Raw genomic sequence first — 11,740 nt, forward strand, 5'->3', positions numbered from 1 at the left:
CAACCGAAAACAGCCGCCACCTTCCTCGAGGTCGCGGTTTTTTTATCTAGTGCCCATCCGGAAATGGCCAATTTGCCCGATATCGGCGTTGCGCGAAAAATTTTATCCTCGGAATATCAGCCATATGCCTGTGGTAAACCCGAGCTAAAATTGGGTCGTGCGCCTTGATCTCGACCAAATTTTCCTATTTCCGGATGGACACTATCTATGAAAGGAGCGTTCGCCCATGAACGACATCATCCGTGGTTTTGCCACCAAAGCGATACACGCCGGCCATACGCCCGATCCGATCACCCACTCCCGGGCGGTCCCTTTGTACCAGACATCTTCCTATACGTTTGACAATACAGCGCACGCAGCAGACCTTTTTGGCCTGCGGCAGTTCGGCAACATCTATACCCGCATCATGAATCCGACCACCGAGGTGCTGGAAAAACGCATGGCCGAGCTGGAAGGTGGCGTGGGTGCCCTGGCCGTGGCCTCGGGTCAGGCAGCCGAAACATTGACCATACTGACCCTGGCCCAGGCCGGAGACGAAATTGTTGCCTCGGCCGAGCTTTACGGCGGGACGGTGAGCCTTTTTACTCACACGCTTAAAAAATTGGGCATTACCACCCGTTTTGTCGCCCCCCACGACATGGCCGCCTGGGAAAAGGCGGTATCATCCCGGACCAAGGCTTTTTTCGTGGAAACCATTGGCAATCCCAAGCTGGACATCATCGATATGGAGGCCATCGCCGCCATTGGCAACCGCCACGGCATTCCCCTGGTGGTGGACAACACAGTCACATCCCCCTATCTGATGCGTCCCATCGAACATGGCGCGGCGATTGTGATTCATTCGGCCACCAAATTTATCGGTGGTCATGGCACCTCCATCGGCGGCATCATCGTTGACTCGGGCCGTTTCGACTGGGCTGGATCGGGCCGGTTTGCTGCTTTTGTCGACCCTGATCCGGCCTACCACGGCCTGAAGTTTGTCGACACCTTCGGCGATCAGGCCTTTGTCCTGCGCGCCCGGGTGCTGGGTTTGCGCGACATGGGCGCGGCCATGAGCCCGTTTAACGCCTGGATGTTTTTGCAGGGGTTGGAAACCCTGCATCTGCGCATGGAGCGGCACTCCCAAAATGGCTTGGCCGTAGCCCGCTATCTGGAAAACCACAGTTGCGTGGACTGGGTGCGCTACCCCGGTCTGGAATCCGCTTCAACCGCCTTTTTAAAAGACAAATACCTGCCCAAAGGGCAGGGCGCGTTGGTCGGTTTCGGTATCAAAGGGGGTAAAGCGGCAGCCGTGAAATTTATCGAAAGTCTTCAGCTTTTCAGCCACCTGGCCAACATCGGCGATGCCAAAAGCCTGGTCATCCACCCGGCCTCGACCACCCATGAACAGCTCAGTGAAACCGAGCAGCGGGCCGCCGGCGTGACTCCGGATTTTATCCGGCTCAGTGTGGGAATCGAGGACATAAAGGATATTATCGACGATCTGGATCAGGCCCTGACCGCCGGTGTCGCATGTAATGTTGATTAGTGGTAGGGCGGTACCCAGGCCTGCGCTTCGGTGAAACGGATGCCGATGGTCAACTCGTTGGATGCCCGATCCACTTCTGCGATGTGACCGGAAGCAATCTGCTCCCCCAGAATGCCCGGGAACGTGCAACGCAAGGTGATGGCATCGTCAACGCAAAGCTGGCCCTGTAAATCCTCGCTCGGCTGGATCACGCAGCGGGCGCCGCTTTTGCTGATGTCACGAATGATCGTGCCCATGAAAAGCCCCTTGTCCATGGATTCTATTTTTGCAGAGACGAAGCATTGAATCCGCTTATGATCACGCAGTTCGAATCGATTGACCTGGGTGGGAAGCTGAATCCGCCATAGTAAAACAGGCGTTTTAATAATTTCGGCAAGCTCGGAACAGAATTCGGCCATCGCACCCTGATATCCATAGCGGACCCGCAGGCGGTCGCCAACGTTTAGCGTCAACGCTGTTTGATCACCCAGAGGAACCGTAATGAATTCGCTGTTATCTTCAGGCCCGACGAACAGGCCCTTGGTGATCTCATGATCTCCGGTTTCATCGAAAAAGCGCACCATGGCGCCTCGTGGCAAGGCTAACGCGCAAGTTTCCATATCCATGAATGGGTCTCCTTTGTGGATTGAGGAGAGAAGTGATCCGTCAGCGCCCTTTTTTACCCATAGTACACATCCAACATCTTGTAAAGTGTCGGCTTCTAAAGCAAAAGAGAGCATTGAGCTAAGGATTAAAGCCGCATCAGCGATGTGTCTGCCGAAGGCTCATCCGCGGTTGTAATTTGTTGATTTGTTATGATAAGGAGGATTTTTTAACTGCTTGACGGCACCCATATCCGTTTTATATGGAACCATCACTTGTGCACAGGTAATCGCTTGCAAGCCCCAACCAGCCATGCCCAATTAATTATTTTCGGCCGCTATCCCGCTGTCGGACGGACAAAAACCCGTTTGATTCCGGCCTTGGGTCCGGCAGGAGCCGCCGCCCTTCAAAAGCGACTGACCGAACAGACCGTGGCAACCGCTTGCCATCGTCTGATCAAACGAGGCGTTCGACGGGTACTGTGCCATGAAGGCGGGGATACGCATCGGTTTGAACGGTGGCTGGGAAAATGCAAGCTGGACTATACGCCGCAGGCGACCGGCGATATTGGCCGGCGCATGTTTGCCGCCATCAAACAGGCTTTTGATCAGGGCGCCAGACGGATCATCCTCATCGGAACGGATATTCCCGGTATTACAGGCAAGATCCTGGATCAGGCGTTTGCGTCTCTTGACAACCACGATCTGGTGTTAGGCCCCAGCACGGATGGCGGCTACTGGCTGGTGGGAATGAATCGGCCCGTCGACATTTTTGGTGGTATCGCGTGGAGCCAGGCCGATGTGCTTGAAAAGACGCTGAAGATCGCCAGACAAAAACGGCAAAGGATTGAGCTTCTGGATCCGCTCACCGATCTGGATACACCGGCTGATCTTGATCATCTGCCAGGCTGGCAAAAGCCATTTGCGCCATATCTGTCGGTCATCATCCCCGTCTTGAATGAGGCGCACCAACTGGGTCGGACCCTTCCTGCCGCCGCATCAATGGATGCCCAGATTATCGTCTCCGACGGCGGCTCCACAGACGGCAGCGCGGCCATGGCCCGCGCCTGGGGAGCCGATGTAATCACCGGTCCCAAAGGGCGCGCCGGGCAGCAGAATCGCGCAGCAGCAGCGGCCCGGGGTGATGTGCTGCTCTTTTTGCACGCCGATACCCGTCTGCCCCGCAACTATGTGACGCATATTTTTGATACCCTGATGGACCGGCGCACCATCATGGGCGCCTTTCGCTTTGACACCGATCTTCAAACGACGGCCATGCGCCTGATCCGGTACTTGACCAACCGGCGGGCCGCCTGGTTGAATCTGCCCTATGGTGACCAGGGGCTGTTCCTCAAACGCCGTGATTTTTTCAGAATCGGCCGGTTTCCCGAGGTTGCCATTGCCGAGGATCTGTATTTGGCCAGAACCGCAACCCGTCATGGACGCATTGCCCTGGCCCCGAGCGCCGTGGTGACCTCGGCCAGACGCTGGCAGCGGTTGGGCGTGCTGCGAACCACCTGGATCAACACCATCATCGCCACCGGTTGTCTGGCCGGTGTGTCACCAAACCGGTTGGCCCCCTTGTATCGGTTACCGTTAAGAAAACAATGAATCAAACCAATCGTAGACATAAAAGAAAAAAACCGCGCCGCCGCAACGCACCGGAAATACTTGCTGCCGTGGTGGCCAACGCGCGCGGAGAAATTTTTGACCTGGACGGTTTTGCTGCCGTGGGTGCTGACGGCCCAAAGCACACCGCGCTTTCAGCCGGCCAGACCATCGACATGCCTCACGGCAGTGAACTGATGTTTCTGCCGGATCGGGTGCCCATTCTCATGGATTTGGCCACAGGCAAAATCAAACCGGTCGCCCAAAATCCCTATTCGCCGTCAGAGCCGATTTTTCCCGTGGCGGTTTTCAATTCCCCAGGCGTGGTCTTGTCCCACACCTGTGCGTATGAGGAAACCCGCAGCGCTAGCCTATTGCCACTTTTTTCCTATGGTGCCGTGGGATGGCATCAACACGGGTTCCGATCGGCGGCGATCGTCGTAGATCGGGAACCGCGCCAGGACCTGCGGCGCATGCCACGGGAAAAAGTGGTTTCCGGTGTCGAGCACATGCGAGTGCATCTGCCGGACAATCGGCTAGCCCGCCACCTGGAGCTTTGCGCCCTGACTTATGGCTGCCCGGCCGGCAAAAATTTTTTTCTGGCCCGTTATGAAGCGCCGCTGCCCACCGCAAGAGCCTGCAATGCCCGCTGTCTGGGCTGCATCTCCCTGCAGCATGATCCCCGGTTGACCAGCAGTCAGAACCGAATCGCCTTTACCCCCACGGCAGACGAAATTGCCGATGTGGCCCTGACGCATATCGAACGCGTGAAAAACAGTGTAGTCAGTTTTGGCCAGGGGTGCGAGGGAGACCCGCTGATGGCCGCCCGGGTAATCGGCCCGGCCATCCGCCGTATCCGTGAAGCAACGACCTACGGCACCATCAACATGAATACCAACGCTAGCCTGCCGCATATACTGGCACCGCTCCTGGAGGCCGGCCTGGACAGCATTCGGGTAAGCATGAATTCGGTCCGCGAACCATGCTATAATGCCTATTTCAGGCCCAATGGATATCGCTTTGATCATGTTCTGGAAAGCATCGACCTGGCCATTTCGCGCGGTGTGCATGTGGCCATCAATTACCTGAACTGTCCCGGTTTTACCGACAGCCCCGAAGAGGCGGCCGCCCTGGCTGTTTTTCTGGAAAAGCACCCTGTGCACCTGATTCAATGGCGCAATCTGAACTATGATCCACAACAATACCTGCGCATCATGAATCGCTGTGCGCCGCTGGGTCCACCGGTGGGGATGAAGCGGCTGCTGCAGATGATCAAAAAGCGCTTCAAACACCTGCAATACGGATACTTTAACCCGCCCCGGGAACGGTTTGCGCAAAACCTTGGAGGCGGCTCAAAGGAGGCAGGATCGATATGAACTGGATTGCCGCCAAAATAACGTTCGACGCACAGGATCAAGCGCTGGCCACCGATCTGATTGCCGATATATTCTATGATCTGGGAATTAAAGGCGTGGTCGTGGACGACCCGCAAATGGATCCAACCCAGGATTGGGGTGAGAATGCCGTTGCTCCTCCAAAACGACCGGGTGTCACAGGCTACTTTGCCGATACCCCAAAAGCCGCCGAAACCTGTAAAACCCTTGAGGCCGCCCTCAAAGACCTTCAAGTGCGGGCCGACATCGTCAGCCAGGCCACCTACACCCGGGTTGCCGAAGCGGATTGGGCCGAGGCCTGGAAGGAGTATTTCTGGCCGGAAGAAATCACCGACACCATCGTGGTCAAACCCACCTGGCGGGATTACCCGGACGATGAAAATAAAATCATCATCGAGATCGATCCCGGGATGGCTTTTGGCACCGGCACGCATCCCACGACAGCCCTTTGCATCCATATGATCGAGGCCCATCTGCAGGCCGGCGACACCTTTCTGGATGTGGGCACCGGCTCGGGCATCCTGATGATTGCCGCCGCCAAACTGGGCGCACATGACCTGTGCGGTATCGACAGCGACAGCATGGCGGTAACGGTGGCCGAGAAAAATCTTAAAGTCAATCACATCGACCATTTCCGTCTTTTTACCGGAAACCTTGTGGATGCCGTGCACGGCACCTTTGATGTGGTCGTGGCCAATATCCTGGCCGAGGTGATCCTGGAGCTGCTGTCGGCGGTGACTACCGTGCTCAAACAAAAAGGCGTGTTCATCTGTTCCGGCATCATCACCGCCAAAAAAGAAGCGGTGATGGCCGGATTGAAGGAAAGGGGAATGATTGTTATCGAGGTGCTGAAAAAAGAGGGGTGGGTGGCCATCGCGGCGCGTCGATCAACCCATTGATAAATTCAATCAAAAAATGATGAAAAAATTTTCCCACATAAATAAAACTGCTGGCGATGCGGTGCGTCGTTACCCCGAACTTTTTTTGTCCTTTTGTTCCCATATCAGTCATCTTTTTCTATGGTTTGGCCTGGTCTGTGCCATCTGTGCGGGGTGTTCAAATCAAGACGGTTCCGAAGCCATTCGGGCATTGATCGAAAAGGGTGCTGCCATGGCAGAGGATCACGACATCGCTGGTATTCTGGCGCTTACTACCGAGGATGTGCGGGCCATGCCCATGGATCTTGACCGAAGGGGCATCAAAGGGGTCCTATGGCGGACGTTCAAGTATTATGGCCCCATGAAAATCCTGTATCCCCGCCCCAAAATTGAATTAAACGAGGTGGGTGATCAGGCCAGTGCCCGCGTTCCTTTTCTGATCGTAAAAAAAGAGCAGACATTTCCAGGCCTTTATCAACTGCGTGACGACCCCTTGGCCTGGCTCGAAGCGATCGGTGATAATGCGGACCTATACAAACTTTCCCTGACGATTATCAAACAAGATGGCGACTTGCGGGTTCAACGGACGCTTATCGAGCGTTTTACGGGTATGGGGTTTGATACTGAGTAAGGCGCATCCAATCATTTGAGGATTGGATGCAAAGGGGCTGCGTTGCGCGAAACGCCTTAGGATCGTTGATTTTCCATGGAAGCCTTTTTCGCGCAACGCTGATATGGGCAAAATTGATCATGCCAGGATGGACATTATTTAACAATAACGGAATCGCCCGTTTGAACGTCCCACTCGTATTCATCCAGGGAATCCCCACTCATCCCTCGTGGATGCAGTAAAACGGCCGTACTGGTCTTATCGAAGACCTCGGTAATGATAAATTCTCCAAGGTAGGAAAAGTGCCTGGCCTTGCCGATCGATTCCAGACGGACACTGTCCTCGGAGTAAACCACATAGCCGATCATTCCCGCAATCAAATGCTGGTCGCGTCCCCGGTCAACAACGATCACTCTTTGATCGCGTTTGATGACCTGGGCATTGCGTACTTCTTTGGGATGGGGAAAGATGTTGACGATGCTTTTTGCGATGTCGGCCACATCCTTTCGATTATAAGCAACCTCCTGGGTCGTACTGCTCTTGTAGGACACGTTTTTGTTGCCGGCAAACAAAACGATTTCACCGCCCCGCCGTCGGCTGACAATGCGATAATCCACTGAAAAGTGACCGCCTTTTTGTTTGCCCACCCGGGACGTTACGTATACGAGCAAGATACCATCAGCTTTGTTCAACACATCTTCCAACCGCTTCTGGCTTTTCTGTTTGCGGTCAAGATATTGAAAGGTTTTATCAAAAGCCGATTCTGCCTTTTCGGCGGAATCCTTGTCACTTCGGGATGCCGCTTTTCGATCTTCCTGCTTGGATAGGTCGGTGAGTGATTTTTTCAGAGAAGAGGTCAGCCATTCGGGATCAAGATCCATCAACTCACCCCGATCCAAAAGGTTGAACCGGCCCGTGGCAAACAATTCCGTGTACAGCATGTCTGCCAGGGAACGCTGAAGATCCTGGGCTCTTCCACTCATGTCGATCGCATTGGGAATGGCAAGGGTAAAATACTGAGATCCCGGCCTGATGCTTTTTCTTTTGCCTTCAGGCCGCAGCAAAGGCGGATAGGCGATCGTGCCCTGTGTGGCGGTGCCGCCCTGAATACTGGTTGGCGCAACGTCATCGAAGTAGTAGATTTTTTTAGGGGCACAACCGGAAAAGATAAAAAGTGCAAAAAACACCATAAAGATGAACAGCCTATTATTTTTCATGTGTGGTTTACTCCCGTATTGAATTTGAAAACCGGTGTTATCATTCACCCACGTTGAATATGCTGAGAGTGCAACTATTTACCCGGGGTCTGCATGGTTTTCAGTTCAATTATTTTTTCTTGATTCGTTTTCCAGTTGGACAGCCCCCGCGTCTGATCCGTTTTTTTCAACGAATCCTTGGCTGAAATCAAATCGCCGGATTTTACCGCCAGATACGATTGCCACGCCGTGATGTAGGCATCGGCATCCACGTTCATGCTGTCTGAGAAGACATTGAGCTCTTTGGTCCGCAACTCCCGGAATCGTTCCGCCAATTCATCCAGTGTTTGCTGCGCCTGCGATGGATCGGAAAAAACAGCCTGATATTCAAAGGCCAGTAATTCAGCCGATAGCACACCGTTGGCCATTTTTCGCACAGATTCGATATCTTCACCCAAAGAAGCAACCTGATTTGACCATTCCTGCCATTGGGACAGATAATTGACGACTTCCTCCTCTCGCTCCTCTTGTCTGGTTTCAAGCAGAGCGATAAGTTTTTTATTGTAAAGGAGCGGTTTGGAATTTTCGATCATCTGCTTGAGTGCCAGACCGCAACTGGATTTCTGGAGCCGGTAGTAATAAGACACGGATGGATTACGATTGGCCAGTTTGTCCCAGATTTCCATCAATTTGTTCAGCTCGACGCCCGATTCATAAAGCGTCTCGACCATGTCGGCATATCTGCTCAAGTTTTCACTGGTCTTGTCTGATTCCAGGGTCAACATCAACATGGGGTGATAGGCGGCATTGACGGTGAGTGATTTGAATTTTTCATCGGTCATGTTGGTCGGTATTGGACCTAAAGGGCTACTCAATGCACTTCTGACCGTAATGATGGCCTGCTGGGTCTGAACCATTAATTGATCCAGGTCCATGTCGTCGGGAGGTTCAATTGCATGATGGTCGAACACCGTCCAATGGGTATTGGCCATGCGTTTGGATCGCACCAGACTCGATGCCCAGCTGGAATTTTCCGGTGGTTCCGAGAAAGCCGACGCCCGTTTCAGTTTTTCTTCGGCAAATTGCGTATCCCCCTGTTGAAGCGCGATATAAGCCATCCAACTGTTCAGGTAAGATCGTTTTTCACCGAGTACCCCTTCTGCATCGAGTTCCATAAATGCCTGAAGGGCCGCATCGTAATCCTTTTGAAAAACCATTAACTGGGCTTTTATTATCCGCGCATCATCATAAAACGGGTCAAGGGACAGGGCCTTTTCAATGGATTCCTGAACCCGGACGAGATAGGATTCAGCCTTGATCTCCCACTCGCTGCTTTTCATATCCCATGCAGGCATGTCCGGGGATTTTTCAAGAACGGCACAATCGATCCCCTGCACATCCGGTGTATACACCTTAAGAAATCCCAGATACACATTCGGCTGGGAATAGATGCTGTACATGGCCAACTGCAGCGTGGCCACATAGGCCCGGTAGACCTTGTCGTTTCGGTTTTGTTTAACCAGTTGTTTCCAATCCTTCAAATTGATCTCAAGCTCGTCCAACAGGTCGATGACCTGCGTATAGCGTTTGGCATATTTGCAGATATTGGACCGACTTTGATCTGAAAAGAGCGCATTGAGCTCGCTCGTGCTCAACAGCAGATGATTGAGCTCGCTCAACAGCCGTGCGCTTTCCTCCTGCAATTGGATTTTATCCCTGGTTTTGGCTTGCGCGTTGAATGCGAACACCACCATACAAAAGAGTGTCAACATTACGATTAAAGTATTGGATAATCGCCGGTCAGAGCTGTGTTTCATTGTCCCTCCTTATCTTTTATACTGCTCGTAAAATTCAATGGATACCTCCACACGAATACGATCTTTGGGCATACGCTTAATCACATGGCAATACATGCGGTATACGGACTGCCGATAGAGAAAATCCGAGGGGCGTCCACCGAAAAACGCTCTTACAATCTTGGTCTTGGCTTTGGCGCATCCTTCATCCATGGTTTTGCCGATGGCCGATGCCGATTGAACCACTGTTTTGCCGTGTGCAACGGCGGTGGGAATGTCGACCGGCGGAAGCGGCCATATTGCTGCGCCATCATCCGGATACACCCGGGTTTCCAAATTCGTGGAAATCCCTTGTGTTGGAGTGAGGGGGCCACCAGGGGTCGTGATCGCCGTGGATGACGATGGCGGCGCCGTGAAATAAAAATCTCCCGTCAATGACGATGCATCCCATGGAACCTGACGATTGTTCGTATCCGTCATGACGCCGACCCTGACTTTTTTCATTACGGCCTCAATGGAAAGTCCTGGAACGACCATCGCTTCAAGAAGGTGATGCGTGTACACCCCATTTTGCCCATCTCCATCATAGGCAACCGCATCGGGGGCGGTGGCATAGGCGATAAAGGTTCCGGTCGGGGCATCAATGCTGGCCAGGCCTCTTTTGTGGGAGCGAAAACTGCGCTTAAAAGGATTGTCGCGGCAGGCATCGAGAATGATGATATTCATCGCATTGCCTGCATGGGCCATTTCGGAGAGCACGCGTCCCAGGTCAACGGCCTCGTATGGCACATCCGTGTCCTTTTCAATCCGGTTACCGATGGGAATCAGGTAGTTCACGCCACTGACCTGCATCCCGTGTCCGGCATAAAAAAAAAGACCGACCCCGCCTGACTGTAACTGGCTGCCAAAACGCCGGATCGCCGATTCAATGCCCCGCTTGTCGGCATTGACGATCAGATGCGTATCAAAGCCAAGGGATTGCAGACATTGATCGATACGACGGGCGTCATTTTCAGGATTTTTTAATGGGGATTGGCGATAATCGGCATTGCCGATCACCAGCGCATGCCGGCGAGCCTGGGAATCAACATGAAGGCCTCTTTCTTTGGAAACCAATTCGTCCGGCCAGGCCATGGCACAGATACACGTCAAAAAAGCACTCAGAAGAAAAACTTGGCGATAGAAAGGTTTCATCAGAGTATATCGTTGCACAAAAAAAAGGGGGAGTCACTATCGTTATGAAGTTGACGGCATGGACTTGCAAGGCTGCCCCCCAACCAGACAGCCCGCACGGATGTTATCGACCGTGTGATTATCCCCAACCGTACAACAAGGAAAGTACATAACGGTTATCGAACGATTGGCAGGAAACCTTAATGGTCTGGATTTAAAAACTTATCTATTACGGATTGGAAGATGTTGCCGGAGCAGGGGCATCTTTGTGCCGATCCAGGTGATATAGGGTCGCGCCCACCGGCGCAAAACTGAGGAAAAACAAATTTAGGACAGGAAAAAGAAAAGGCAGACCAAAGCCCAGGTGAAAAGGCAGGGTGGCGCCCAGGGTCTTGAATCGTTGTCCGAAAGGAAGAAGCTGACGGGCCGGAATAATGTCGGTGTTGTCCCAGGCCAAAAAAATGACCGCGACCATGGGTCCCACAATGGTTAAAACCGGCCCCAAGGGCGTAAACCATCCCAACCCCATGAGAATCAGGGTAATCAGGATGGGAATGATGTTCCTGGGCAATTCCTGGCGAACCAGAAAGGCCATTTGCGTCATCAAGGACGCGTTGGGCGCCACTGCGGGTTGTCCGGTTGCCATGGTCTCGGTGATCCGCGACATCAAATCCATGATGAAAACGGCAAAAAACAATTGGGCAAAAACATAGGCCAGCACCGCGGCCACTCCCATCAGCAGCAGGGAAAGTATCCAGGACGCCAGATACCAGGCCCAAAGGATCCAGGCGCTTTCCGGCTGTGGCCACATCATTGATAGAATGTCCGTGTGCTTGGCCAGAATCAGCCAAGACAGGCCCACCGCCAACAGGGCCACAATGAAAAACCGCAACATGCCCAGGGCCAGCAGCCGCGGGGTTCTGAGTCCCAGCCAGAGCCCTTGCAGGTTATAGCGAATACCGGAAAGCAGACTCAT

Annotated in this window: 10 protein-coding genes; 5 read left to right on the forward strand and 5 right to left on the reverse strand. The window is 53.2% G+C overall.

The genetic code is table 11. From position 1 onward, the window contains the following. Nucleotides 1-226: 226 nt before the first annotated feature. Nucleotides 227-1,528: an O-acetylhomoserine aminocarboxypropyltransferase/cysteine synthase family protein gene (locus Dvar_RS00220; protein WP_419659715.1), complete on the forward strand. Its 1,302-nt coding sequence runs from the start codon at nucleotides 227-229 to the stop codon at nucleotides 1,526-1,528. On the opposite strand, the gene Dvar_RS00225 is transcribed toward Dvar_RS00220, so the two are convergent. After that, the gene (locus Dvar_RS00225) at nucleotides 1,525-2,133 is read right to left on the reverse strand and encodes a PilZ domain-containing protein (RefSeq protein ID WP_419659716.1); all 609 of its coding nucleotides are present in this window, start codon (nucleotides 2,131-2,133) and stop codon (nucleotides 1,525-1,527) included. The genes Dvar_RS00220 and Dvar_RS00225 overlap by 4 nt on opposite strands. A gap of 270 nt (nucleotides 2,134-2,403) precedes the next feature. Here Dvar_RS00225 and Dvar_RS00230 point away from each other — a divergent pair, with 270 nt between their 5' ends. The 4 genes from Dvar_RS00230 (at nucleotide 2,404) to Dvar_RS00245 (ending at nucleotide 6,620) form a co-directional block, all read left to right on the forward strand. Continuing rightward, nucleotides 2,404-3,720, forward strand: coding sequence for a TIGR04283 family arsenosugar biosynthesis glycosyltransferase (locus tag Dvar_RS00230; protein WP_419659717.1), 1,317 nt, complete (start codon nucleotides 2,404-2,406; stop codon nucleotides 3,718-3,720). Then, complete coding sequence (locus tag Dvar_RS00235) at nucleotides 3,717-5,093, forward strand: radical SAM protein (protein WP_419659718.1); 1,377 nt, start codon at nucleotides 3,717-3,719, stop codon at nucleotides 5,091-5,093. Before Dvar_RS00230 ends, Dvar_RS00235 begins: the two co-directional genes overlap by 4 nt. Next, a complete protein-coding gene (gene prmA, locus Dvar_RS00240; RefSeq protein ID WP_419659719.1) occupies nucleotides 5,090-6,010 on the forward strand; it encodes a 50S ribosomal protein L11 methyltransferase in 921 nt (306 codons plus the stop codon). The genes Dvar_RS00235 and prmA overlap by 4 nt, the downstream gene beginning before the upstream one ends. 211 nt (nucleotides 6,011-6,221) lie before the next feature. Next, nucleotides 6,222-6,620, forward strand: coding sequence for a hypothetical protein (locus Dvar_RS00245; protein ID WP_419659720.1), 399 nt, complete (start codon nucleotides 6,222-6,224; stop codon nucleotides 6,618-6,620). A gap of 134 nt (nucleotides 6,621-6,754) precedes the next feature. Here Dvar_RS00245 and Dvar_RS00250 read toward each other — a convergent pair whose 3' ends face one another. The 4 genes from Dvar_RS00250 to Dvar_RS00265 all read right to left on the reverse strand — a co-directional run bounded on the left by Dvar_RS00250 (nucleotide 6,755) and on the right by Dvar_RS00265 (nucleotide 11,740). Then, a complete protein-coding gene (locus Dvar_RS00250; protein ID WP_419659721.1) occupies nucleotides 6,755-7,816 on the reverse strand; it encodes a hypothetical protein in 1,062 nt (353 codons plus the stop codon). Between the two features lie 74 nt (nucleotides 7,817-7,890). Then, nucleotides 7,891-9,612: a tetratricopeptide repeat protein gene (locus Dvar_RS00255; protein WP_419659722.1), complete on the reverse strand. Its 1,722-nt coding sequence runs from the start codon at nucleotides 9,610-9,612 to the stop codon at nucleotides 7,891-7,893. 9 nt (nucleotides 9,613-9,621) lie between these two features. Continuing rightward, on the reverse strand, nucleotides 9,622-10,785 hold the full coding sequence (locus Dvar_RS00260) for a caspase family protein (RefSeq protein ID WP_419659723.1): 1,164 nt from the start codon (nucleotides 10,783-10,785) through the stop codon (nucleotides 9,622-9,624). A gap of 208 nt (nucleotides 10,786-10,993) precedes the next feature. After that, nucleotides 10,994-11,740: an EI24 domain-containing protein gene (locus tag Dvar_RS00265; RefSeq protein ID WP_419659724.1), complete on the reverse strand. Its 747-nt coding sequence runs from the start codon at nucleotides 11,738-11,740 to the stop codon at nucleotides 10,994-10,996.

The organism is Desulfosarcina variabilis str. Montpellier (assembly GCF_048565275.1).
GTDB lineage: Bacteria > Desulfobacterota > Desulfobacteria > Desulfobacterales > Desulfosarcinaceae > Desulfosarcina > Desulfosarcina variabilis.

What these genes read in the sequence shown, in the direction of transcription:
- Dvar_RS00225 (WP_419659716.1), bottom strand. Translation starts at nt 2,133, where the DNA reads ATGGATATGGAAACTTGCGCGTTAGCCTTGCCACGAGGCGCCATGGTG.
- Dvar_RS00250 (WP_419659721.1), bottom strand. Translation starts at nt 7,816, where the DNA reads ATGAAAAATAATAGGCTGTTCATCTTTATGGTGTTTTTTGCACTTTTT.
- Dvar_RS00220 (WP_419659715.1), top strand. Translation starts at nt 227, where the DNA reads ATGAACGACATCATCCGTGGTTTTGCCACCAAAGCGATACACGCCGGC.
- prmA (WP_419659719.1), top strand. Translation starts at nt 5,090, where the DNA reads ATGAACTGGATTGCCGCCAAAATAACGTTCGACGCACAGGATCAAGCG.
- Dvar_RS00265 (WP_419659724.1), bottom strand. Translation starts at nt 11,740, where the DNA reads ATGAGTCTGCTTTCCGGTATTCGCTATAACCTGCAAGGGCTCTGGCTG.
- Dvar_RS00235 (WP_419659718.1), top strand. Translation starts at nt 3,717, where the DNA reads ATGAATCAAACCAATCGTAGACATAAAAGAAAAAAACCGCGCCGCCGC.
- Dvar_RS00255 (WP_419659722.1), bottom strand. Translation starts at nt 9,612, where the DNA reads ATGAAACACAGCTCTGACCGGCGATTATCCAATACTTTAATCGTAATG.
- Dvar_RS00245 (WP_419659720.1), top strand. Translation starts at nt 6,222, where the DNA reads ATGGCAGAGGATCACGACATCGCTGGTATTCTGGCGCTTACTACCGAG.
- Dvar_RS00260 (WP_419659723.1), bottom strand. Translation starts at nt 10,785, where the DNA reads ATGAAACCTTTCTATCGCCAAGTTTTTCTTCTGAGTGCTTTTTTGACG.